General features: G+C 60.0%; 25 protein-coding genes and 1 pseudogene. 10 read left to right on the top strand and 16 right to left on the bottom strand.

Annotated elements, in window-relative coordinates:
* Window positions 1-2: 2 nt before the first annotated feature.
* Both sdhD and sdhC read right to left on the bottom strand, forming a co-directional pair.
* Window positions 3-371: a succinate dehydrogenase, hydrophobic membrane anchor protein gene (sdhD, locus tag SB822_RS22900; RefSeq protein ID WP_007578582.1), complete on the bottom strand. Its 369-nt coding sequence runs from the start codon at window positions 369-371 to the stop codon at window positions 3-5.
* A 4-nt stretch (window positions 372-375) separates the two neighbouring features.
* On the bottom strand, window positions 376-834 hold the full coding sequence (gene sdhC, locus SB822_RS22895) for a succinate dehydrogenase, cytochrome b556 subunit (protein WP_407671885.1): 459 nt from the start codon (window positions 832-834) through the stop codon (window positions 376-378).
* Between the two features lie 179 nt (window positions 835-1,013).
* On the opposite strand from sdhC, the gene SB822_RS22890 reads away from it, so the two are divergent.
* Window positions 1,014-1,910: a LysR family transcriptional regulator gene (locus SB822_RS22890; RefSeq protein WP_410855733.1), complete on the top strand. Its 897-nt coding sequence runs from the start codon at window positions 1,014-1,016 to the stop codon at window positions 1,908-1,910.
* Between the two features lie 61 nt (window positions 1,911-1,971).
* On the top strand, window positions 1,972-2,178 hold the full coding sequence (locus SB822_RS22885; RefSeq protein WP_114223700.1) for a hypothetical protein: 207 nt from the start codon (window positions 1,972-1,974) through the stop codon (window positions 2,176-2,178).
* 51 nt (window positions 2,179-2,229) lie between these two features.
* Here the strand turns inward: SB822_RS22885 and atpE are convergent, their stop codons facing one another.
* Complete coding sequence (gene atpE / locus SB822_RS22880) at window positions 2,230-2,499, bottom strand: F0F1 ATP synthase subunit C (protein WP_410855732.1); 270 nt, start codon at window positions 2,497-2,499, stop codon at window positions 2,230-2,232.
* 141 nt (window positions 2,500-2,640) lie between these two features.
* Complete coding sequence (locus SB822_RS22875; protein WP_007578542.1) at window positions 2,641-3,372, bottom strand: SDR family oxidoreductase; 732 nt, start codon at window positions 3,370-3,372, stop codon at window positions 2,641-2,643.
* Window positions 3,373-3,483: 111 nt separating this feature from the next.
* On the opposite strand from SB822_RS22875, the gene SB822_RS22870 reads away from it, so the two are divergent.
* Window positions 3,484-4,395, top strand: a complete 912-nt coding sequence (locus tag SB822_RS22870) for a LysR family transcriptional regulator (protein ID WP_007736303.1) — start codon at window positions 3,484-3,486, stop codon at window positions 4,393-4,395.
* A 184-nt stretch (window positions 4,396-4,579) separates the two neighbouring features.
* Here the strand turns inward: SB822_RS22870 and SB822_RS22865 are convergent.
* Together SB822_RS22865 and SB822_RS22860 are read right to left on the bottom strand one after the other, a co-directional pair.
* Window positions 4,580-4,720 (bottom strand): annotated as a pseudogene (locus SB822_RS22865) (LLM class flavin-dependent oxidoreductase); the annotation flags it as partial.
* Window positions 4,721-4,820: 100 nt separating this feature from the next.
* Window positions 4,821-5,678 (bottom strand): oxidoreductase, encoded by an 858-nt coding sequence (locus SB822_RS22860; protein ID WP_007736302.1) that lies wholly within the window; start codon window positions 5,676-5,678, stop codon window positions 4,821-4,823.
* Window positions 5,679-6,183: 505 nt separating this feature from the next.
* On the opposite strand from SB822_RS22860, the gene SB822_RS22855 reads away from it, so the two are divergent.
* From SB822_RS22855 to SB822_RS22845, 3 genes are all read left to right on the top strand, one after another.
* Entirely contained in the window at window positions 6,184-7,098 is a 915-nt protein-coding gene (locus tag SB822_RS22855; RefSeq protein WP_007578549.1) for a hypothetical protein, read from the top strand.
* A 298-nt stretch (window positions 7,099-7,396) separates the two neighbouring features.
* The gene (locus SB822_RS22850; RefSeq protein WP_079490428.1) at window positions 7,397-8,053 is read left to right on the top strand and encodes a TMEM175 family protein; all 657 of its coding nucleotides are present in this window, start codon (window positions 7,397-7,399) and stop codon (window positions 8,051-8,053) included.
* A gap of 401 nt (window positions 8,054-8,454) precedes the next feature.
* The gene (locus tag SB822_RS22845) at window positions 8,455-9,102 is read left to right on the top strand and encodes an EF-hand domain-containing protein (RefSeq protein WP_238554553.1); all 648 of its coding nucleotides are present in this window, start codon (window positions 8,455-8,457) and stop codon (window positions 9,100-9,102) included.
* A gap of 36 nt (window positions 9,103-9,138) precedes the next feature.
* On the opposite strand, the gene SB822_RS22840 is transcribed toward SB822_RS22845, so the two are convergent.
* The 4 genes from SB822_RS22840 to SB822_RS22825 form a co-directional block, all read right to left on the bottom strand.
* Window positions 9,139-10,095 (bottom strand): threonine/serine dehydratase, encoded by a 957-nt coding sequence (locus SB822_RS22840; RefSeq protein WP_007578555.1) that lies wholly within the window; start codon window positions 10,093-10,095, stop codon window positions 9,139-9,141.
* A gap of 11 nt (window positions 10,096-10,106) precedes the next feature.
* Window positions 10,107-11,246 carry a succinylglutamate desuccinylase/aspartoacylase family protein gene (locus SB822_RS22835; RefSeq protein ID WP_410855731.1) on the bottom strand — a complete coding sequence of 380 codons (1,140 nt, stop codon included), beginning with the start codon at window positions 11,244-11,246 and terminating at the stop codon, window positions 10,107-10,109.
* Window positions 11,247-11,377: 131 nt separating this feature from the next.
* Entirely contained in the window at window positions 11,378-11,752 is a 375-nt protein-coding gene (locus SB822_RS22830) for a VOC family protein (protein WP_410855730.1), read from the bottom strand.
* A 3-nt stretch (window positions 11,753-11,755) separates the two neighbouring features.
* Window positions 11,756-12,832: a zinc-binding dehydrogenase gene (locus SB822_RS22825; RefSeq protein ID WP_410855729.1), complete on the bottom strand. Its 1,077-nt coding sequence runs from the start codon at window positions 12,830-12,832 to the stop codon at window positions 11,756-11,758.
* A gap of 113 nt (window positions 12,833-12,945) precedes the next feature.
* Here SB822_RS22825 and SB822_RS22820 point away from each other — a divergent pair, with 113 nt between their 5' ends.
* Window positions 12,946-13,884, top strand: coding sequence for an AraC family transcriptional regulator (locus SB822_RS22820; RefSeq protein WP_410855728.1), 939 nt, complete (start codon window positions 12,946-12,948; stop codon window positions 13,882-13,884).
* Between the two features lie 13 nt (window positions 13,885-13,897).
* On the opposite strand, the gene SB822_RS22815 is transcribed toward SB822_RS22820, so the two are convergent.
* Window positions 13,898-14,536, bottom strand: a complete 639-nt coding sequence (locus SB822_RS22815; protein ID WP_410855727.1) for a LysE family translocator — start codon at window positions 14,534-14,536, stop codon at window positions 13,898-13,900.
* A gap of 107 nt (window positions 14,537-14,643) precedes the next feature.
* Between SB822_RS22815 and SB822_RS22810 the strand changes: the two genes are divergently transcribed.
* Window positions 14,644-15,495 carry a LysR substrate-binding domain-containing protein gene (locus tag SB822_RS22810; protein ID WP_007736292.1) on the top strand — a complete coding sequence of 284 codons (852 nt, stop codon included), beginning with the start codon at window positions 14,644-14,646 and terminating at the stop codon, window positions 15,493-15,495.
* A 16-nt stretch (window positions 15,496-15,511) separates the two neighbouring features.
* Here SB822_RS22810 and SB822_RS22805 read toward each other — a convergent pair whose 3' ends face one another.
* On the bottom strand, window positions 15,512-16,090 hold the full coding sequence (locus SB822_RS22805) for an NnrU family protein (protein WP_410855726.1): 579 nt from the start codon (window positions 16,088-16,090) through the stop codon (window positions 15,512-15,514).
* 218 nt (window positions 16,091-16,308) lie between these two features.
* On the opposite strand from SB822_RS22805, the gene SB822_RS22800 reads away from it, so the two are divergent.
* Entirely contained in the window at window positions 16,309-16,902 is a 594-nt protein-coding gene (locus SB822_RS22800) for a DUF1007 family protein (protein ID WP_007578563.1), read from the top strand.
* Window positions 16,896-18,023, top strand: coding sequence for a nickel/cobalt transporter (locus SB822_RS22795; protein WP_007578564.1), 1,128 nt, complete (start codon window positions 16,896-16,898; stop codon window positions 18,021-18,023). Before SB822_RS22800 ends, SB822_RS22795 begins: the two co-directional genes overlap by 7 nt.
* 20 nt (window positions 18,024-18,043) lie before the next feature.
* On the opposite strand, the gene SB822_RS22790 is transcribed toward SB822_RS22795, so the two are convergent.
* From SB822_RS22790 to SB822_RS22775, 4 genes are read right to left on the bottom strand one after another with little or no spacing between them, the layout of a single operon-like run.
* Complete coding sequence (locus SB822_RS22790) at window positions 18,044-18,751, bottom strand: GGDEF domain-containing protein (RefSeq protein WP_007578565.1); 708 nt, start codon at window positions 18,749-18,751, stop codon at window positions 18,044-18,046.
* A 19-nt stretch (window positions 18,752-18,770) separates the two neighbouring features.
* Window positions 18,771-19,166: a DUF1987 domain-containing protein gene (locus tag SB822_RS22785; RefSeq protein ID WP_007578566.1), complete on the bottom strand. Its 396-nt coding sequence runs from the start codon at window positions 19,164-19,166 to the stop codon at window positions 18,771-18,773.
* Between the two features lie 18 nt (window positions 19,167-19,184).
* Entirely contained in the window at window positions 19,185-19,748 is a 564-nt protein-coding gene (locus tag SB822_RS22780) for a SiaB family protein kinase (RefSeq protein ID WP_410855725.1), read from the bottom strand.
* Window positions 19,749-19,750: 2 nt separating this feature from the next.
* Entirely contained in the window at window positions 19,751-20,992 is a 1,242-nt protein-coding gene (locus SB822_RS22775) for a SpoIIE family protein phosphatase (protein WP_410855724.1), read from the bottom strand.
* Window positions 20,993-21,748 lie beyond the last annotated feature (756 nt).

Here is a 21,748-nt window from a genome sequence, read left to right as displayed (position 1 = left end):
CTTTACACTCTCCAGAGAATCTGCGCAGCGTAGCCCGCACACGCGAGCAGCCAGACGATCGTCAACGCCTGCAGCAGAAGCCGCGTGCCAACGGGCTTGATGTAGTCCATCCAGATGTCCCGGATGCCGACCCACGCGTGATAGAACAGCGACAGCAGCGCGACGAAGGTGGCGAGCTTCATCCACTGCGTGGCGAAGATGCCTGCCCAGCCGTCGTAAGAGAATGCGTGCGCGCCGAAGAACCAGGCGAGCAGGATGACGGTGTACACGGCCATGATGACGGCCGTGATGCGCTGCGCGAGCCAGTCGCGCAGACCATAGTGCGCGCCGACCACCAGGCGCTTGGAGCCAACTCGGTTATTAGCGGACATGTTTTTAGAATGCTCCGAACAGTTTGAGCGCGAAGGCGATCGTCAGGATCGACGACACCACCAGCACGACGACCGACGTGCTCTTGCCGCGCTCTTTCGACACCGCGTCGTGGTTCATGTCCATCATCAGATGGCGCACGCCCGCGCAGAAGTGGAACAGGAACGCCCAGGCCAGCACCAGCGTGATCAGCTTGACGATGATGTTGGACAGGAAACCCTTGAACACCTCGAAGCTCAGTTCGGAGGTCAGGCTCTGGTCAAAGAGGTAAAGCAGGAACGGAAGGAAAACGAACAGCAGGCCGCCGCTCAGGCGGTGAAGGATCGACACCCGTCCCGCGAGAGGAAGACGGTATGCCGTCAATATCTGCCCGATACCGATGTTCCGGTATTCCGGCCTCGGTTTTTTCAATGTGTCTGCCACAGTAGACCCCTTTCGGTTCTCAAAACGAAACAACGTCGGCATAGCCGCACGCCACCACAGGCGCGATGCGTCCTGCCTTTCTCCTCTTGACGATTGTTGGGGACGTTATCCGGGGAGACGTACAGGGGCGGCGGACCGCGCGATAGCGATATTTTGTCGCGGGACTGTTATACTGTCCAATATCTATCGCGTCTTTCTGAAATAGCTTTTCCATATATCGCATGGAACTGCGCCATATCCGTTACTTCCTCGCCGTTGCCGAAGAGCGCAACGTCACCCGCGCCGCTGAACGGCTGGGCATCGGTCAGCCGCCGCTGAGCCAGCAAATCCATGCACTCGAAGACGAAATGGGCGTGCGCCTGTTTCGCCGCACGGGGCATGGCGTCGTGCTGACGGAAGCGGGCGAAGCCTTCGCCGCCGACGCCAAGCGCATCCTGCACGACACGCGCATCGCCGTCGAAAAGGCGCAGAGCGCCGGGCGCGGCGAGATCGGGCAACTGAACATCGGCTTTACGGGGTCGGCGGCTTTCAATCCTGTCGTCTCGAAGCTGATCCGCGCTTACCGGCAGGCTTATCCGAACGTCACGCTCACGCTGGCGGAAGGCAATACGGCGCAACTGCTCGCGTATCTCGACGAACGCCGCGTGGACGTCGCGTTCGTGCGTCTCGGCAGTCAGTCGCCCGCTGGCGTGCAGTTCCATCACATCGCAATCGAACCGATGAAGATCGTGCTGCCCGCCACGCATCGTCTTGCGAAGAAGCGCAAGATCGCTCTGTCGGATCTGGCCGAAGACCCGTTCGTGATGCTGCCGCGAGAGGCTAGCCCGACGTTGCATGATGTGATTGTCGGTGCGTGCAGGGAGGCTGGCTTCGAGCCGATTGCCGGGCAGCAGGCGCCGCAGTTGTCGTCAGTGGTGAATCTCGTGGCGGCGGAGTTTGGGGTGTCGCTGGTGCCGGCTTCTGTTTGTCAGATACGGGTTGAAGGCGTCGTGTACATCGACGCACTCGGCAAACCTATTTCGATCCGGCTAGTGCTGGCATCGCGGATCGAATCGACGCCAACAAAGACGGCGAATTTTCTCCAGCAGGCTTCGGTGTTTGCGGCGGACATGTCCTAGCGTAGCGCGCCAGAGTAGGTGTGACTGGCGACACTGCTGTGCAACCAAGGCCTACATTGTCATGAACACGTCCACGGCATCGCCTCGTCTGCGGTGCCTTTTCGATCTTACGGAACGCAAGGCGGCGGAAGAAAAAGTCCGCGAGAGCGAGCAGCGCTATCGCGAGGTGCAGACCGAGCTGGGCCGAAGCCGGTCCTACGGAACGGTTGTCGACGCACCGAACGCTTCAATTGTGCGGAAGGCACGAAACCCAAAAGCAGTCGAGTGACACGGCTTTCATCCCTGAACGTCATTCGACTCGAAATAGAACCGCTGAACCTCAGCCCGCGAGCTTCGACAGCAGCGGGTTCGCGAACGCAAACAGCATGGCCACACCGACGCCAATCAGGAACGACGCGTCGATCAGACCGGCGAGCAGAAAGATTTTGGTTTGCAGCGGATTCATCAGTTGCGGCTGCCGAGCGGCGGCCTCAATGTACTTGCCGCCCATCAGTCCAATACCGATACAGGCGCCGATAGCACCGAGGCCGATGATGATGCCAATACCGATGGCGGTCAGACCTTGGATGTTGGCGATCAAAGCTTGCATGACCACTCCTTGAGAAAAGTTGTTCTGGAACTGGGATTCAAAAAGCGACGCGCGTTCACACGCCCCGAAGGCGCGCTTGCGTACGCTTCGGGGTCGTTTCTGCAGTCACGGGTTGAAGCGCTTTCCTGCCCGCCGTGATCTTTAAAAATCCTGCACGGTGGGACGGATCACGATCTCGTTGACGTCGACCGAACGGGGCTGCTCGATCGCATAAGCAATGGCCTGCGCAATGGCATCGGCCGGAATGGCCATCTTGTAGAAATCGACGACGAAGTCGCGGCTGTCTTCATGGCCCGAACCGAACTTGAGTTCGGTGTCGATCGCGCCCGGTGAGATCACCGTGGTGCGGATGTTGCCTCCAACCTCGTGACGCAGACCTTCAGAAATGGCCCGAACCGCGAACTTCGTGCCCGAATACACCGTGCCGCCGGGGCTGAAGACTTTCAGACCCACGACCGACGCGATGTTGACGAAGTGACCGGACTGCTGCCTTTCAAAGACCGGCAACGCCGCTGCGACGCCATAAAGAAGGCCTTTGATATTGATGTCGATCATGCGGTCCCATTCGTCGGTCTTGCGCAGCGACAGGGGCGCGATGGCCATCAGGCCGGCGTTGTTGACCATCACATCGAGGCGGCCGTGTTGCGAGACGACGTCGCCGATCAGGCGATTGACCTGTGCCTGATCCGTGACGTCGACCTGGTGAACCGATGCCTTGCCGCCCTTTGCCTCGATTTCAGCGGCAATGCGGTTGAGGTTGTCGATGCGGCGAGCGGCCAGCGCGACGGTGGCGCCGTTCGAGGCAAGGAGCTTTGCGGTGGCTTCTCCGATGCCGCTGGAAGCACCGGTAATGACGACGACTTTGCTAGACATGGTATCTCTCCGAGGAGGTTGAAGTGCATGGAGAGAAGTGTCGTCCTCGGGGACATTTTTGATTAGACTGGAATATATGTAATCTCTTTTCCACCCGTGCAAAGGTCTCGTATGTCCGAACTGGCCGACTTGAATGACATCGCCGTGTTTGTGCGGGTGGCGCAATTCGAGAGCTTTAGCCGCGCTGCACGGGCCTTGGGCATGCCCGTCTCCACCGTCAGTCGCAAGGTGACAGCGCTCGAGGAACGCCTTGGCGTGACGCTGATCCAGCGCACGACCCGCAAGCTCAGCCTGACCGCACAGGGACGGGCCTATTTCGATCAGTGCAGTGAGCCGCTGAGCCATCTGTATGACGCGGAACGCGTGATCACGCAGACGCAAAAGAAGCCCGAAGGTCTGCTGCGCATCTCCGGTCCCGTGATGCTGGAACAGGAGTCGTTTTACGCGTTCGTCTCGTCGTTTCTAAAGAAATATCCGGGCATCCAGGTGGATCTTCACTTCACCAACCTTTTCCTGGACCTGATCGCCGAAAACGTCGACGTCGCGATCCGCTTCGGCGATCTGCAGGACTCGAGTCTTGTTGCCCAACGCGTGGGAAGAAGTGTCCGGCACCTTGTCGCTTCGCCCGAATACGTCCGCAATCACGATCTCCCCTCGCGGCCCGAAGACATCAGTCAACTTCCTTGCGTGCTGATCAATGCTCGAAACAACGAGACGGAATGGCATCTGGTCAGTGGCCGGAAGTCGGTCAAGGTTCACGTGACGGGTCCCGTAGCCGCGCGCGATTTTCACATCGTCAGCGCTTTTGCGCTCCGCGGGCACGGCATCGCATTGCTTCCGTCCAGCTATTGCGATGCACATATCGCTAGCGGAGAACTTGTTCGTATCTTGCCGGAATGGTCGTCACCGGAAATATTCGTGCATGCCGTCTATCCGACGCGCCGCTTCATGCCGTCGAAGTTAAAAGCGTTTCTCGATGAACTCAAAGCGTGGGAAGGCCCGCTTTGGCTTCCACTGCGATGAAGCGTTCTGCGACACGACGGGGCGGTGGTTGTCACATCGCGCTCGGGCGCGCGTTTTCGTGTCTCTTGGGGCAATAGCTATTGCGTCCTACCGTCGGCCAGGCGCGGGGGCAACGTGGGTCAAAATGGATTCGATAACGTGGGCGCAGTACTCCACGCCCCGTTGATTCGGCACGGTCAGAAGTAAAGTATCGGCCGTCCGCGCCGAGTTCCTCGGCAGCGACCGCCATGTCGATCGATTGCAGCAAGACATCCGATGCCGACCGTGTCAGCGAATGCCTCGAATGCGTCCAGTGGCCGAACGAGAGAAAGCCGATTCTTTTCATTCAGACGTCGCACGAACGCGTTAGTAGACCAAAACAGTATTTCGCCCGAGCCGATGCGGCAAGCGCGCGAGGACTCGGGCCGTTCAGCAGGTTATCGTCTTCAAACCGGAAAATCTGTGGATTGCGACAGCGCCTCCCACGTCTGCGTTTCCGTCGTCACATGGGCATTCTTTTCTGCGATCGCCTTTAGCGTGTCAGTACCGAGTGGCAGACGCAACGGCGGCGTTTGCGCATCGACAAGCGTGACGACCGCTGTTGCCAGCTTCTGCGGATCGCCAGGCTGGTTGTGATTGATGTCGACTGCGAGGCGGCGCAGTGTGCCCGACGTCTCTTCGTAGTCGTCGATGATGTCTTTGCCGACGAGCAACGACGATGTATCCAGGAAGTCCGTGCGGAAGAAGCCGGGCTCGATGAGCGTCGCGTGAATGCCAAGCGGCTTCAACTCAGCGTGCAGTGCTTCCGTGATGCCTTCGACGGCGAACTTTGTCGAGCTGTACACGCCAACGCCTGCCGCCGCTTGATAACCGACAATCGACGAGATGTTGATCACGTGACCCGAGCGCTGTTTGCGCATCGCCGGCAGCACAGCGCGCGTCACGTTCAGCAGACCAAAGACGTTGGTGTCGTAGATCCGGCGTACGTCTGCATCGCTCGATTCTTCGACGGCGGCAAGCAGCCCAAAGCCGGCGTTGTTGATCAGTACATCGATGCGGCCGAACTTCTCGACAGCGGCTTTGACGGCCGCCTTGGCTTGTGCCTCGTCGGTCACATCGAGCGCGATGGACAGCACGGCCGGTGACTCTCCGAGCCGCTCATCAATCGCGGCGGCGTTGCGACCGGTGGCGACCACGGCGTTGCCATCGGCGATGGCTGCTTTGGCCATCAGCGCGCCAAGACCGCGCGAAGCGCCTGTGATGAACCAGACGCGTTTGAACTGTTGCTTCGTGACGTTGCTCATGTTCCTGCTCCTACATTCGTAGTGAAAGTGAAAACGAATTGCGTGGAGAGGAGTGTCTTCCTGAAGGAGATTTTTAATTAGAGTGGAATGTATGGAATGTCTTTTTCATTCATGCAAAAGTCCAACATGAGATTACGATTTACTTACACGGCATCGCCGTCTTTGGACAGGTGGCCCAATTCACGAACTTCAGTCGCGCTACACGTTACGGTAAGCCGTACTCGATGGAGTCCCGTCGCTTGCTGCAGATGCACAATCGTGGCGACGCCCTGTTCACCAAGGTGGGCGAAGTGCTGCAAACCAATCGTGGATGCCGCGAGATGCCTCGCAGATGAAGCTGATCCGCTCCAAGGCGTCCGATGCGATGGACGGCACTAACCAGAAGGTGCGCTAACGCACCGAACCGCTGAAAGTCGGGGTTTAGATTCCACGCCATTGGGTGACGTTCGGCTTTGACGCTAACGTATTTCGTTTTCCAGACGATTAGATTACAAGGAGCGATCGCATGGACATGTCCACGGATTTCCCGGTCCCTGAAGCGACATTGCCGGACAAGTGGATCGACGCAGATCCCTCAGTGTTTCGAGAACGTTTCGAGCGGAAGAGCTTCGAGGTGGCCCACCACCTTGCATCTCATCCGCGCTTTCAACTCCCTCAATTGATGGAGTTGACGGAGCGGACCATGAAAACGCGCCCATCTGATCTCTACTACGACATGGGTGACGTCGCGCCTGGTCAAAAATGGAAAGATACGAATCATGCATTCTCACCGCTGGATGCATTAGGGCAACTGGAAGATTCAAACGCCTGGTTCATCCTGAGAGACGCGCAAAGAGATCCGGCCTACACCGAGCTATACCGGCATGCGATCGCAGAGGTCAAGGATATGATTGGCGGCGGCATCGAATCCAAGATCAGAAATGAGGAGATCATCATTTTCATAACGTCGCCGAAGCGGGTGACGGCATATCACATCGATCGTGAATGCAATTTCATTCTTCAAATCCACGGCGAAAAGGATTTGTACGTCTTTGATCGGGAAGATCGGCAGATTCTTCCGGAGGAGGAAATCGAGCAGTTCTGGACGATCGACAACAACGCGCCAAACTATAGACCCGAACTGCAGGACCGATCGCGCTTGTACAGATTGGCCCCGGGAAATGGCGTTCACGTTCCTGTCAACTGCCCCCACTGGTTGAAGAACGACGACAATATCTCGGTGACTTTGAGCGTAAATTTCCAGTTTATTGACTCTATTCGAGCGGATATCTATCGCGCCAACTATTACCTCAGGAGGCTTGGAATCAATCCCAATCCGCCTGGACAGAGCGCGGTGCGTGATCGGGCCAAGGCAATGGCGTATTCGACGGCGAGTGCCGTCCGCAGAGCGGCCAAGTCGGCTTTGCACAGAGGCCGTTAGTCTCAAGCCGGTCGCTCGTCGTTGAGTCGGCCCCGCAGCCTGATTCCCAAGGCCCTCGTGGAGACGAGGGCCTTTTCTTTTGCGGGCGTTCATCGCGTCCGCACTCTCTTCGATTGCGCGCCAAAGTGGCCCTTGAAGTCGAGCCGTCGCTGATACGGGCAGTGCTGTGATGGATGTATCCCCTTGTCTGCGCGCCAAATGCGCCTAGGCGCATAATCGAAAACTCCCGAACGGACGCCAGGCAAAATGCCCGGCCTTCGTCACAGCGGCAAAGCTCTATCGGCTGGAAGGGCGCCCCATGAACGATTCGGATGACAACCTCGGCCGTTTCAGCGCACTCTCCGACGGCATCTTTGCCGTCATCATCACAATCATGGTGCTGGCGCTGAAAATCCCCACACGGAACGATGGACGCGCCCTGCTCGAGCTCTGGCCGGACCTGATCAGCTACGTGGTGAGTTATGCGTTCATTGCCGTCGTGTGGTTGAACCATCATCACGTGTTCAAACATGCGACCGCTCTCACAGGTTTGCTGGCATGGTCCAACTTCGCCAATCTTTTCTGGATCTCCTTTATCCCCTTCACGACGGCGTGGCTGGCATCGAGCAGGGTTGCAAGTGTGCCATTGACGGCATATGCAACAGTCTTCCTGCTTGTCGAGATGACATACATGGTTCTGATGTATGAAAGCTTTCGGCAGCGTCCGTCCAGCGATGCATCGACTCTCGGCCGACGCCGGATGCAATGGATCAGGGCCTGGATCATGCTGTCATTGTTTGCCTTTTCGGCACTCGCCTCGTTTCTTCCGGCTCTTGTGCGGATGGGATTGCTGGGAGCGTTTCTAATCCTTTACACCCGACCCGATCCACTCTCGAATCGGGACGTCGCGAGCGAAAGCCCTTCCAGGGAACGGGGACAGGAGGCACGCACTCAGACCCGTCAGGCCCGCCGCTGATGTTTCATTGAACCGGAATGTGGGATTCTCGTTGCAGGTAGTCAGCATCCCTTCTTTTAAAACTCGATTGCGGATACTGATAGTTGCCCAAGCGTTAATAAAAGCTTCGTTTAAATCCAGAGAAGAAACGACCTGACCGCACAAGCCTTCGACGGACATAGCCGAGTTTCTGGCGAAGATTGAGGGAGTTTCCTGCCTCTATTCTGAAGAATGGCCGACCACCATTTCTGAAATATTCCGGACTCCAAGCTAGGTTGACAGGCTACGAAGTAGCCATTGTCATGGGATCGATATGCAGGCTCGCCCAAAACCTGAAGATTGGGACGCGGCGATGGCAAACCGCTGCGGTGAAACGTCTTCAATCCCGGATGCAGGGCATCCGGATCATCATGGAGTCATACATGTCAGTTTCCGGTATAAGCAGCCAGAGAGCGATCACTCAGCCACCATCCAAAACGCCGTCGGCGTTTTCAAATGACGGGACATCTGCATCGTCATCGGCGTCATCTCCTTCCCCTCAAACGTCCGGAACAGGATCGTCCACACAGGTGACGTTCAGCCCGGACGCGCAGGCGCTCGCTGAGCTAAGGGCCAACGGCGTGACTGTTGCAACAGTCAGTCTGGTGGGACTGAACACGTCGCGCTCGCCCGGCGAGTCGGACGCCGACTATATTCAGCAACTCAACGCGGCACTCAAAAGCCGCCTGCCGTTTGCCCAATCCACGATAGAAGGAAGGGACGGAATCGCGAATGGATTTATTTCGCAGTCGGACTTCGAGACAGTGCTCGCCCAATTCGGTGACAACAAAAGCGATGCGGACAATCTCTTCGCCGCGCTTGATGAAGATCACGACGGCTCGGTATCGAACGCGGAGTGGTTGAGCGCCGTGCGCGAAACGACGAGTGCTCCCGGCGATTCAACTGCGCAATCGCTGCTGAAACTGATGGACAGCAATGGCGATGGAACCGTGAGCAGCGCCGAGTTCACGCAATTGGAATCCACGATGATCGCTGCGGAGAAGGTCCCTGCGGAGAAGGTCGCTTCGTGATACAGGCTTCCCCGGTGAAGAGTACAACACAGCACTTCACTGAACGGCTGCCACGAACTTGTCGAGCATGATGTTGCGGCCGCACAGCACCACGGCAACCGCACGGCCACGATACGAAGGCGCGACTTGCAGGAAACTCGCCAGCGCGACGCCTGCCGCGCCTTCGACCATCCAGCGGTCCGTTTGCGCAAGCCGTTTCATCGCCGCCTTGATTTCGTCTTCACTGACCAGCACGCAACGGTCAATCACCCGCTGCGCGATCGGCAAGGTAATCGTATCCGGCTCCACACCACCTGCCGTGCCGTCTGAAATCGTGTCTGTCTCCTCGACGTCGATCACCTTACCTGCCTGAATGCAGCGATAGAGCGTCGTCGCATTCGCGGGCCAGCATCCCACCACCTCCGTGCTCGCACTCGCCGCCTTGGTCGCCGAGCCGATGCCAGAAATCAGGCCGCCGCCGCCCACCGATGCGAACACCGCGGCAAGACCGGGCAGTTGCTCGCCCAGTTCGACGCCGATGGTGCCCTGCCCGGCAATCACGTCGATGTCGTTGTACGGCGAGACGAACGGCAAGCCTGCCTCTTTTGCGCGCCGCGCCGCTTCGAGCTCCACTTCCAGCGTGGATGCGTCGATGGTCACGACCGATGCGCCAAGCGCGCGTATCGCGTTCAGTTTGACGGGCGAAGCGGACACCGATGCATAGACTGTCACGGGCACGCCCGCGAGTTTGCCCGCGAGCGCGACGCCCTGACCGTGATTGCCTGTCGATACGGTCGCGACACCGCGACGTCGAACGTCGGCATCGAGCAGCCGCAGCTTGTTCGACGCACCGCGAAACTTGAACGACCCCGTGTGCTGCAGATGCTCGCACTTCAGATAGACGTCGCAACCCGTCTGCTCCGACAGCAGCGCGCTGTGCTCCAGCGGCGTCACGCGCACTTGCGGTCTGAGCGCCCGATGCGCGTCGAGAATACGTTCGTAGAGATCATCCATCGTCAGGGCCTTTAGAAATCGTTCAACAGATTGCCGGCCGTGCGGCCCGGCAGCGGCATCATGCCGGCGAGCAGCGCAATACGCTGCCCCGCTTTCACGAGCTTGAAATGCTGTGCAACGACGAAGATGCCGTCGACGTCGCTGAGCACGACGTCGCGCGGCGTATCCGGCGGTGCATCTATACGCACGATCTCCGCGATCACATCGCCGCGCGCAACGGCATCGCCCGGTTGCTTCCGATACACAACAATGCCCGTGGACGGCGCGCTCACATGCGAGACACCTTCGAGAGGATAGATGCGCGGCTCGACTTCAGCTTCCGTATCGCGTTCGTCGTAATCGATGATCGACTCCGCAGCGAGAAAGCGCAGGATGCCCTGCGCGTCCGCGATTGCAAGCTCGTCGCTGACATCGGCCTGGCCCCGCAACTCGATGGACGCGCCAAAGCCACTGTGCTCCGCATCGACGAGACCCGCCGACGACAGCACGTTCCAGGGCTCCATGAACGCCTCATCGAACGGTCCACCGCCCGCGCGATCTTCGAGAAACACAGCCTCGATCCGCAGCGCTTTCGCGAGGCGCAGCGCGCGCGGTTGTTGCGCGCGAGTGCTGTACAGATGCAGGATGCCGCTCGTATCGCAATGCAGATCCAGCAGGAGGTCGTGCCGCAACGCTTCGCGCAGCAGGTGCGATTTCATTGCCCGGACGGGATCGCGCGGCTCGTGCGCGGCCAGCAGCCTGTCGAACAGCGTCTTGAATTGCGCGACGTCGTTGCGCTCGTAACGCGTCTCGCCCAGCGCCTGTTCGACTGCGCCCGCAATCGACGGAAAGTGACGGTTGAAGTTTTCGCCGTTCTCGAGATTGAAGCGCCCCGTCGGCATGCCGAAAATCCGCTGACTCATCCCGATCGGATTCGCAAACGGCAACACGACCACGCGCCCTTTGATGCGCCCGTCTTTATCGAGTGCCGTCAGCATGCGCAGCAGATGATGGACGACGAGCAGACCTGGATGCTCATCGGCATGCAGGCCCGCCTGGATATACGCGCTGCGTGGCGTCTCGCCTGACCCGTCGAACGTGTACCTGATCAACTGATGCGCCGCGCCGGGCGCGACCTGAGGCAGTTCTGTCGTCTCTTTGCGTACCGTCACGTCGATCTCGCCCCTTTCAAGGTTGGTCGAAAACGTCCACGTTCATCGTCGGAGACTCAGAAGTCTCATATGGACAATTACGTCCATAATAGACTACGTACGATTAATTTTCCAAGCGACATCGCAAGGCTTCACGCGTCCGCGCTTCTCGCCGGCTCGAAGTATTCCACGATCAACCCATCCGGATGCCGCACCGCCACGTGTCTGCCCGCGGCGTTTTCGTGCGTCTCGCCAAAGAACGTCGCGCCCAACTCGCGCAGACGCTGCGCATACGCATCGAGCGCATCCACGATCAGCGCTGCCTGAATGTGCCGCACGGGCGCCAACGCTTCATCGCTTCCCGCAAGCAGAATGAAGGAGCCGACCACAGCGACCTCAATTCCCATCGACTCGAAGCTCAGCCGACGTTCACAGCACACGTCCTGGATCGCCTCGTAAAATGCGACGCTGGATTCGAGCTGTTCGCGCGTAACGTAAAGCCGATGCATCGTCTTCAGAACTGGCATCGCTCACCTCTGGTGATCGACAATGACGCATTCGAGACCCGACGCGCTAGCGGCACGCTCGATTGCTGCAGGGACATCGTTCATGGCGAATTCGACGGAACGAATCGCGCGCAGGTCGAGCATGCCCGCGCTCGCCAGCATCAGCAGCCGTCGCCACGCGTCGCGCGGATACATGAACTGGCCGAGTATCTCCCAGTCGTTCAGCATCACCTCGGTATAGGGCAACGGCAGGTCCACGCGCATGCTGCCCATCAGCACCAGTCTTCCGCCGCGCCGCAAGCTGCGCAACGCCGACAGCGTCAGGTTCGGATCGCTTGCGTTTCCGACCATATCGAACGCGATATCGGCGCGGCCTGCGCAGGCGGAACGGATCGCATCGGTGTCGGCTGCTGCATCGCCTGTTGCGACGACGGGCACAACGCGGCCACCGCCCGCCGCAACGAGTTCGTCCAGCGCGCGGGCATTGCGGCCCACGGCAACGACGCGTGCCGCGCCCAGTGCCAACGCCAGCAACGCAGCAGCCGACCCATAGGCGCCCGTTGCGCCCGACACCACGATCGTCTCGCCCGCTGCAAGCCGGCCGCGCAACAGGCCACCGAACGGCACGACATAGCGCATCGCCACTGCAAGCTGCGCCGCGGGCAGGTCCGCAACGGCATCGGCAGGCGTCAACGTCGCTGCGGGCAGCAGCGCATAGTCGGCGAGCGTGCCGTTGGGCCAGTCCGCCTGCATCGCATAACTGTCGGCCTGGGTGGCCGTGATGCCGACGAGTATTTGCGCGGGATCGGCGACATTCTCGTTCGCAACGAAATGCGATGAAACGACCACGCGCTGTCCCGGCTTCAGGTGCCACACATCGCCGCCGACCGCGTGCACGATGCCCACGCCATTGCCGCCCGGAATGAACGGATGGTCGGGCGCGTGATAGACGGGCAGCTTGCCCGCCACGTAGTCGCGCATGTACGACATCATCGCGGACGCCTGCATCCGTACCACGACGCCGCCGGGCCTCGGTGCGGGCACGGGCGCATCGATCATGCTCAAGGTCCCGCCCAATCGGTCGAGCTGCCATGCTTTCATCGGATCGCTCCTCGTTTCAACGCGCGCCACGCGGCGCAACACGGCCATCATCGCGTGGGAAAGCCGTTCTTCATATAATCAACTGACCGGTTTTTCTTATCGAGCGTACATTTATGGACGCATTGTCCGAAGTGCTGTCGATGCTCAGAGTGCGAAGCGGTGTGTCAGACCGCTTCGAGGGATGCGGCGAATGGGCGTTCAGTTTCCCGGCGTACCAGCATCTGAAGTTTGGCACGGTGCTGCGCGGGCGGCTCTATCTGCGGATGACGGGGCAGGACAGTGTGCACGTCATCGAGCAAGGCGATTTCTATCTGCTGACCAACGGCCAGCCGTTTTGCTCCGCGAGCGTTCCCGATTGCCCGCCGCTGGACGGCCCCGCCACCTACCAGTCGATTCGCGGCGCGGATGGCGTCGTGCGCTTTCGCGGCAAAGGCGCCACCGGTCCGGTCGAGCTTGCGAGCGGCCGGTTCGTGTTCGACAACGACGTGACGGGACTCTTGCTGCAGCACTTGCCGCCCATCGTGCATCTGAAAGCGGCCGATGTGTCGTCCCACGCGTTGTGGCATGTGCTCGCGCTGCTCGGCGCCGAAACAGCCTTTGCAAAGCCGGGGGCGGACGTCGCCAGGACGAGTCTCGCCACGCTCGTGCTGGTGCAGGCGTTGCGCGCCTTCATCGAGCGCGGCGACGTGCCGGACGGATGGCTCAAGGCGCTATCCGACAACAAGGTCGGCGCGGCGCTCACGCTGATGCACGGCTCGCCGCAACAGCGCTGGACCGTCGAGTCGCTCGCTGCAAATGTGGGTATGTCGAGAACGGCGTTCGCATCGCGGTTCCGGCAGCTCGTCGGGAGCGCGCCGCTCGACTATCTGCATCAGTGGCGCATGACGATTGCAATGAGTGCGCTGAAACAGTCGGAAGAACCGTTGTTGCAGATCGCCGAGAAGATCGGCTATCTGTCCGATACCGCGTTCAGCATCGCGTTTAAACGCACGACAGGGGTCAGTCCTGGCCGCTATCGCATCCGGCATCGGCAGGAGGCGGAGGTCCGCTAGCGGCGGCGAGACATCACGCGGACAGATTCCAGTGCCACGCATCCAGCGCCATCTTCGCGCCGAGCGCGAAAAGCATCGCGCCCATCACGCAACGTTGAACGCCGAACCAGTTCGGCCGTGTCGAAAGGAACCTGGCGAGATTGCCCGAGAAAGTCGCCACGGCCGTATTGACGGAAGCGAACGCGAAGATCAGCGAAAAGCCCAGCGTCAGCGACTGCCTGAACACGCCGCCCGCGCGATAGTCGATGAATTGCGGCAGTAACGACAGGAAGATCAGTGCGAGCTTCGGGTTCAGCAGGCTCGTGGTCGCGCCCATCGCGAACAGCCGGCGCGGCCTCTCGATCGACGCCGCCTCGATCTGCAGCGGCGAACGGCCGCCCGGCCTGAGCATTTGCCAGGCCAGATAAAGCAGGTAGAGCGCGCCAAATACGGCCAGAACGCGGCCTGCGCCGGGTATCGCAAGAAACAGCGTGGTGATCCCGAACGCCGCGCCGAACATATACGTCAGATAACCGAGCATCACACCCGCCAGCGAGATCAGCCCCGCTTTCGTCCCCTGCGCGACCGAACGCATCATCACGTAGACCATGTTGGGGCCGGGCGTCACGGCCAGCATGCCGCCCACCGTAATGAATTCGACCATCGTTCTCATGCGCTACCTCGTCACGTCCGTAATGCCCATCGCGATTGCAGTATCGGAGCGCACGACAGCTAAGTAAAACGATTTAAACTGAATGAATTATTCAATTTTTCTGACTGATGAAAAAACTCGATCTCGACGTTCTGGAAATGGTCGTCGCCGTGGCCGACACCGGCTCGTTCGCGCGTGCCGCGACGTCCCTGCATCGCACGCCTTCCGCTGTCAGCATGCAGATAAAGACCATCGAAGAAGCGCTCGGCAAGCCCCTATTCGTGCGCACGACGCGCAACGTCGCGTTGACCGAGGAAGGCAGGACGCTGATCGACTACGGCCGGCGCATGCTGGCGATGCGCGAAGAAGCGTGGTCGTCGGTGGTGCGTCCGGAGATACGCGGCCGCGTCACGATCGGCGTACCCGACGACTACGCGTCGTCGCTGCTGCCGACCGTGTTGCGAAAATTCGCGGTCGCGCATCCGCGCGTGCAGGTTCGCGTGATCGGCATGCCGAGCAGCGCGCTCGTTCCCTTGCTCAAGGACAACACGCTCGATCTCGCGTGCATCACGAAGACGCGGGGCATCACAGGAGAACCGATCCGTTCCGAGCCGATGGTGTGGGCGGCCGCGCGCGGCAACCAGCAGATATGGAAAGAACGCCCACTGCCCATCGCCGTGTTTGCGCCCGGCAGCACGGCGCGCGCGCATGCGATCGGCGCACTGCAGCAGGCCAACATCAAATATCGGATGTCGTATGAAAGCCCTAGTCTTCTGGGACTGATCTGCATGGTCGAGGCAGGCCTCGCAGTCGCACCGCTCGCGCGATGCAGCGTCCCGGCGCATCTTGCGCAACTCGGCGAAGCAGAAGACTTGCCGCCGCTGGCAGCGGTCGAAGTCGTTCTTGTGCGTAGCGCGCGTTCGGCTCGACCGCCGTGCGATTTTCTCGCCGAGCAGATGTTGGCCGATCTGAGATCGTAAGTCTTTCCGTCGCGCTTTAACCGAAAGGCTTCACGCCAATCAGCCAGCCGTGCAGAAAGAACGCGAACGCTACCCAGATGACAACACCGGCAACGACGGGCATCACATCGCGCGACAAGGTCCCCTTCGGATACACCACACCTTCCACGCGATCCCGCCGAAGCGCAGCAGCCAAATCGAAGACCGCCCAAACGAGAAACGCGCCGAACAACACCAGCGCGTTCAACGTCCCGTTCGCCAGCAGATGCGCCAACGCCCATAGCACGACGGCCAGAGTCATCGGATGCCTGAAGATGGCCTTGAAGTGGTTGCCCGGCGCATGCGCAGCGGGAAACAGAATGAAGGCGGCAAGCGTCAACAGGCCCGCTAGATGCGGCGCCCATGCGGGCGGCGACCAAAGCACGACCGGCTCCCGCCGCGCGATGCCGTAGCCCCAGATTATCAGCACGAAGCCGATCAGCGACACCACCGAATACGCCGTTTTCCAGTTCTTCTCGCCCATCCGCGCGATGCGCGCCTTGCGCCAATCTTCCGCGAAGATGCGGACGGAATGCCCGCCCAGGAATAGCAGCAACCCCAAGATCAGTATCGACATGACGGCTCCTCATGACAGACATCGACGGATGGCGACGATTGTCACGCATGATGGCATGCTATGCCAATATCGTGGTGCGGCGAGCGCCTCATAACCGCTCATGCGACAATGACGCGCTTTCTCGCGCTACCGCCTTACTCCTGAAAGAAAGCAACGGCATGCTCAATAGTCCTTCGAGACATGCCGGCGTGTCATCGTAGAATTAACAATCAAAAGCGATGTTGAATCTTTCTGTCATCAGGCGGCTCATCGGCGTCGCCCTATTCGTCGCATCCGGGGTAGCTGCCGCGCATCCGCACGTATGGATACGGTTTTCGGCGCGCGTGCAAATGCAAGGCACCTCCGTGATCTCGATAGCGCAAACGTGGCGCTTTTCAGAAGGCTTTCCGGTTCAACTCGTAGGCATCGATACCTTGCCCGACAACGGGCCGCTCGACGCGAAGCAGACTGCGATCTTCCGCGAACAGGCATTTTCATCGCTCGCGGGCGCTCAATACTTCAGTCATCTTTTCGTCGATGGCGAGGCGCAGCGTCTGGGGGACCCCGCAGGTTTTCGCGTATCGGTCGATCATGGCAAGCTCGTTTACACCTTCACGTTGGCGCTGAAAAAGCCGGTCGACGTGAGTGCCCACAAGGTTTCACTTGGAATCTGGGACGATTCGTTCTTCGTCGATTACGAACCGGACGGCGCAAACGCCGTGACGATAGAGGGACATGCCGTGTCCAGTTGCACGGTGAAGCCGTTTCAGGATCGCGCGCATCCTATCTTCAACGGCATCGTCGTGCCGCAAGCGACGGCGATATCATGCTGACTCTTGAACGCAGGCTACTGCATATCCTGATTGCGGTATGCGTGACAGTCGCGGGTTTCATTCTCGCTGCGCCGTCACACGCTGCGTCACCCGCCGTCGATGTCTTCGGCCAGCCCATTCAATCGGCTTCGTCACCGGCGGAAAGCGCGAGCCCGTCGAGCGCGCCATCTGCCAGCGAGACCCACCACACGTTCGTGCTACCCGAGTTCGCGCGCACGGCGCTGGCGACATCGATCATCTGGCAGGGCAGACTCAACGCGCGCATCGCCGACGCCGCACAACAGTTGCATCGCGCATCGACGCCCTGGACATGGCTCGCGTTGATCGGCCTCGCGTTCGCCTACGGCGTGCTGCATGCGCTCGGGCCGGGCCACGGCAAGCTTGTCGCCGGCACCTGGCTCGGCTCGCGCGACACGCGCATCGCGCAGGCCGTCGCGCTGGCAAGCTGGAGCTCAGCCGTACAGGCGATGAGCGCGATCGTGCTCGTGTTCGGCGCGCTATGGTTCGCGAAGGCGGGCGTCTCAAGCGTGCTGTCGAACGCGGCGTCGCTCGATATCGTCAGCTATGTTCTGCTTTGTGTCGCAGGTGGCTGGACGATCTACAGCACGCTCGCGCGTCGCGACTGCTGCGTCGATCCCCGCGCGCTGAAGCTCGTGCCCGTTGAGCGCAATGCGGCATCGTCGCAGACGTCGGAGCACGAACCCGCTTACCTCGGCACGAAACTGCAACTGCACATGCGGCAATCCGGCAGCACAACGCGCTTCGGGAGATCGAAAATTTCAGTGACGTCGCAGATCCTCGCGACCGGGTTTGCATCGGGTGTGCGGCCATGCGTCGGGTCGATCTTCGTACTGATCGCGTCGGTTGCCGCGCACGCGCCGTGGATAGGCATTGCCGCGACGTTTGCCATCGGCGCGGGCGTGGCAGTGACCGTTACGCTGTTCGGCCTGGGCGCCGTGGGCGCGAACCGTTTCGTCATGGCGCGCAGTTTTCGCCTTCGCTCGCGGATCGAAGCAACGAAACGTGTTGTTGCCGTCACGGGCGCACTCGTTATTGTGCTGTTTGGCGCCGTGCAGACTGCGCTGATTCTGACCGGCTACCTGCAACCTGCATTAACGTAGTAGAAGCGCTCGCCTTCGCTTTACGGGTTCGCGAATTCCACCCGATTCCGCCCGCCGCGCTTGGCGCGATAGAGCGCCGCGTCCGCGAGGCCATACGCGGTGTCGAAACTGGTGCCCGCAGGGTTCGCACTGACGCCAAAGCTCGCCGTGATATGACGGTCCACAGGCGACGCAAAAACGTGCTTGCCGATCGCCTCGCGCATGTTCTCGGCTTGCCGCAATGCATCGTCCACTTCATACCCCGGAAGCAGCACGGTGAATTCTTCGCCGCCCACCCGTCCGATAAAGCCCCGCTCGCCCACAATTCGCCGCAGGCACGCGACGATACCCATGATGACGGCATCGCCTGCCGGATGGCCGAAATCGTCGTTGACCTGCTTGAACTCGTCGATGTCGAGAATGATCATGACCGCGCTGCCATGACGCAAAGCCTTCGACGCCCGCTCGATCACCGCGCTGCGGTTGAATACGCCCGTCAGCGCGTCGTGAGTCGCGCGATGCGCCAATTGCTGCGCAAGCGCCTGCATCTCGCGTTCGGCGCGATCGCTGCGGCCGATCAGGCGCCGCGTCTCGCGCATCAGGCGCTCGAAATGCCCGATGAGTTCGCCGAGCGACTGGCGATAATCGCCCGCATCCGCAGCAGCCGTCGCATGGATCCCGCGCGCCTTCTCGAGCGCCTCGTTCTCATTCTGGAACAGATCCGGCGCATCGCTCGCGAGCGTATCCAACGAAGAAATCCGCGGCACCTTATTGTCCCTGGTGAGCGACGGGGCGATCGGTGAACTCGATCGCGTGAAAATCGGCCTTCAGTTCTTCGCCGAATTCGGCAATCGTTTCGTCCTCTTCGTCGCGATACCAGTTCATCAGCACGCGACTGCCGGACTGCGCGGCTTCGTCCAGTGCGTCGAACACGCTGAACAGCATCTTCGTGCTGGAGCTATTGAAGTAGGTCAGAACGACGTCGACGGTAATCACCGCGCCCACCGATTCCGCGAGGTACTGGCGCAATTGTTCGATGATCGGCGCGTAGAACGCCGCTGCATTCTCGGGGTACGACTCGCCCCTGAGCAGCAGCGAATGCTGGTCGAATCGAAAGTCGACTTCCGGAGAGGTCGCCGTTGCGGCAATGTAGAGATTGTCCATAGCTCGTGCGCCTTTTACTCAGATGATGGCTTTGAGGCAAAACAGCGTGGTTCCGGGTTCGTCGGCACGCGGATGAAAAGCGAATTCAAGGGGCGCGCTTGCGTCGCGCGCCATCGTCAGGAAACCCAGACCCGCGCCCTTGCTTTCCTCGGGTGTGTCGGCTCTCAACGTGACCTTGTAGGCCTGCTTGATTTCTTCAACCGACATGCTGCGCAACGGTTCCAGCTTGTTGCGCAAACCCTCGACATCTTCCGCTGCAATGGGATTGACACACATCATCAGATGGCTTTCGCCGTCGGTGGTGATGCACACCGCGCCTTCGCGAATGGACCCGCCGCCGTCGCTGCCGGGCTGCAGGGAATCGGACGAATAGTGGACGATGTTCTGCGACAACTCGACGAACGATGAGAACAGCTTGCGGCGCGTCGGCCCGCTTACGCCCGCGATTTCCAGTTGCAGCTTCACGACCTCGCCCATGGCGGCCACGATGTTATGAGAGAAATAACCCTTGTGATAGAAGAGGACGTTTCGCCGCTGCGCCAGATCGAAAAAGGCGCTGTCTTGATCGAGTAGTTGAGACATGCTTATTGGTCGGTAATACGGGCACAAAACAGGGTGAGGTCATCGCGGCGTGGTTGCGCGCCTTGCCAATCGGCGAGCGCATGCCGCAGTTTTTCGCAGATTGCCGACGGTGCTTCGGCACGGTTCGAGAGAATCAGGTCCAACGCGCGGCGGCGTCCGAAGGCGATATTTTTCGGGCCGCCAATCTGGTCGATGAGGCCGTCCGTGCAAATGAACAGCAGACTGCCAGACGGCACGGAGATCTTGCGCAGCTTCCATTCATAGTCGGCGAGACTGTCGACATAGCCGACACCCATCCGGTCGCCCGCGATCGTTTCGAAGTGGTCGGCTTCCGGCGTGAGAATATGCAAAGCGATCCTCGCGCCGGCGAAATGCAGTTCGCTTTCCCGTGCATCGAACCAGAAGAAAGCGGCGTCGAGGCCGTCATCCGATTGCGACACTTCGGCCGCGCTGTGCACCTGGCCCAGCAAGCTCTTCACGTTGCGGTTGACTGCCGCGAGCAAGGCAGCAGGGTCGCGCGGTCCGATCTGTTCGAGCGCCTGCGACAGCGAGGCCGATGCGAGCAGCGTCATGAATGCGCCCGGCACGCCGTGCCCGGTGCAGTCGGCGGTGGCACCGAACCAGCCGTGCGGGAACGCGGCGAAATGATAGAAGTCGCCGCCAACGACATCGCGCGGTTCCCATACGAGCGCGGCATCGGGGAGCCTTGCGGCGAGCGTGTCTCTCGACGCGCGTAGCATCGCGCGCTGGATCACGCTCGCGTATTCGATGCTCTGCATGATCTGGCGATTCCTTTCCGCCTGCATTTCGGCCACTGCGCCAAGAAGCTGGAGGCCGCTTCCAAGCCCTGCAAAGTAGCCGTCGCGCGTCACGATGAAACCGTCTACCAGCGCTTTTTCACCGACTTCGACGGTCTTGAACGTGAGCGCTTCGATGCTCATGTCGGCGTCGACGACGAGCGGCTCCTTGTCCATGAACGCGATGCAACTCTTCTTGTCGTAAAGCTCGCGGTGAAAAGGCTTGCTCATTTGCGACAGGAAGATATCGCGATTGATCAGCCCGATGGGCCGATTGCCTTCGATCACGGCGAGACTCTTCATGTCGTGACGCGAAGAGAAGATCTCCATTACCACCGAGTTCGGATCTTCTGCGTCGACGGATGGAACCTGCTGGCACAGGTCGCCAGCAGAGTGAGGTTCTCCCTGTGCGGACGGACGGCGGAACCGTGAAAACGCGGGATGCATGGCGAGGCGAGCCAGTCGATGAAGGAACCCTGCACGCTAATATTTCTCTGTGTACTTTGCGTGACAGTGAGTCGTTTCTTTAGACAATTAATAAAAAACTTGCTCGCCTTCTCTATTCAATTTCCCGATTGAAATTGGGAAAGATCTATTCTTCAGCGATATTCACTGCAATACGTGTCCGTGCAAACGTTTGCCATCTGGAGTAGCGCAAAACCACTTGATTTGACGCACCTTTACGCGGAATTTTCGGAGTTGCCATAGCTCCCGCCACGTTCACCAGAAAATAACTGGCCTGGGAATATCACATCGCCTATTCACCGCTTTTAATCGATCGCAAACGATTGCCTGACGTTAAGTCTACGTAAATCAGTTTATTGAAGGCGAAAGAATAGGGTCCTGACGTAGCGCAAGTCAGAAGCGGTCAATTTCAGCAAATGCCGCTCATCAACAAAGCATCAACCGGGCGATCGTCACAACCCGCTTCTCCCCGCCGCGCCGGAAATCGAAGGGCGGGCAGTTCGGCGGGTGATGCAGCCGTGGTTTGGGTGTCCGCGCGTTTTGAGTTAAAATGTACGAACTAGTTAGTTCTATGCAAATCCGCGCCGTACTTTTCAAGCGCATTTGCCCACGTTGCATCCGTCGCGCCTAGCCATCGCCCGGCGCGCGATGCGGCGACGCCCACGGCTTAGTGCAGACAGGGCTTCGCGCCGTCCGAAGCGCATGCCGAAGCGCGCTGAACTCGCCGGTTCGTCACGG

Origin of the sequence: Paraburkholderia sp. SIMBA_054 (genome assembly GCF_046534875.1) — a bacterium.
In the GTDB taxonomy this organism is placed as follows: Bacteria; Pseudomonadota; Gammaproteobacteria; order Burkholderiales; family Burkholderiaceae; genus Paraburkholderia; species Paraburkholderia hospita.
Note: the sequence above shows the minus strand (reverse complement) of the source record. Positions and strands in the feature narration are given on the sequence as shown.

Coding starts and splice junctions, on each gene's coding strand:
- sdhD (WP_007578582.1), bottom strand. CDS start 371: ATGTCCGCTAATAACCGAGTTGGCTCCAAGCGCCTGGTGGTCGGCGCG.
- sdhC (WP_407671885.1), bottom strand. CDS start 834: ATGCCGACGTTGTTTCGTTTTGAGAACCGAAAGGGGTCTACTGTGGCA.
- SB822_RS22890 (WP_410855733.1), top strand. CDS start 1,014: ATGGAACTGCGCCATATCCGTTACTTCCTCGCCGTTGCCGAAGAGCGC.
- SB822_RS22885 (WP_114223700.1), top strand. CDS start 1,972: ATGAACACGTCCACGGCATCGCCTCGTCTGCGGTGCCTTTTCGATCTT.
- atpE (WP_410855732.1), bottom strand. CDS start 2,499: ATGCAAGCTTTGATCGCCAACATCCAAGGTCTGACCGCCATCGGTATT.
- SB822_RS22875 (WP_007578542.1), bottom strand. CDS start 3,372: ATGTCTAGCAAAGTCGTCGTCATTACCGGTGCTTCCAGCGGCATCGGA.
- SB822_RS22870 (WP_007736303.1), top strand. CDS start 3,484: ATGTCCGAACTGGCCGACTTGAATGACATCGCCGTGTTTGTGCGGGTG.
- SB822_RS22860 (WP_007736302.1), bottom strand. CDS start 5,678: ATGAGCAACGTCACGAAGCAACAGTTCAAACGCGTCTGGTTCATCACA.
- SB822_RS22855 (WP_007578549.1), top strand. CDS start 6,184: ATGGACATGTCCACGGATTTCCCGGTCCCTGAAGCGACATTGCCGGAC.
- SB822_RS22850 (WP_079490428.1), top strand. CDS start 7,397: ATGAACGATTCGGATGACAACCTCGGCCGTTTCAGCGCACTCTCCGAC.
- SB822_RS22845 (WP_238554553.1), top strand. CDS start 8,455: ATGTCAGTTTCCGGTATAAGCAGCCAGAGAGCGATCACTCAGCCACCA.
- SB822_RS22840 (WP_007578555.1), bottom strand. CDS start 10,095: ATGGATGATCTCTACGAACGTATTCTCGACGCGCATCGGGCGCTCAGA.
- SB822_RS22830 (WP_410855730.1), bottom strand. CDS start 11,752: ATGCCAGTTCTGAAGACGATGCATCGGCTTTACGTTACGCGCGAACAG.
- SB822_RS22825 (WP_410855729.1), bottom strand. CDS start 12,832: ATGAAAGCATGGCAGCTCGACCGATTGGGCGGGACCTTGAGCATGATC.
- SB822_RS22820 (WP_410855728.1), top strand. CDS start 12,946: ATGGACGCATTGTCCGAAGTGCTGTCGATGCTCAGAGTGCGAAGCGGT.
- SB822_RS22815 (WP_410855727.1), bottom strand. CDS start 14,536: ATGAGAACGATGGTCGAATTCATTACGGTGGGCGGCATGCTGGCCGTG.
- SB822_RS22810 (WP_007736292.1), top strand. CDS start 14,644: ATGAAAAAACTCGATCTCGACGTTCTGGAAATGGTCGTCGCCGTGGCC.
- SB822_RS22805 (WP_410855726.1), bottom strand. CDS start 16,090: ATGTCGATACTGATCTTGGGGTTGCTGCTATTCCTGGGCGGGCATTCC.
- SB822_RS22800 (WP_007578563.1), top strand. CDS start 16,309: ATGTTGAATCTTTCTGTCATCAGGCGGCTCATCGGCGTCGCCCTATTC.
- SB822_RS22795 (WP_007578564.1), top strand. CDS start 16,896: ATGCTGACTCTTGAACGCAGGCTACTGCATATCCTGATTGCGGTATGC.
- SB822_RS22785 (WP_007578566.1), bottom strand. CDS start 19,166: ATGGACAATCTCTACATTGCCGCAACGGCGACCTCTCCGGAAGTCGAC.
- SB822_RS22780 (WP_410855725.1), bottom strand. CDS start 19,748: ATGTCTCAACTACTCGATCAAGACAGCGCCTTTTTCGATCTGGCGCAG.
- SB822_RS22775 (WP_410855724.1), bottom strand. CDS start 20,992: ATGCATCCCGCGTTTTCACGGTTCCGCCGTCCGTCCGCACAGGGAGAA.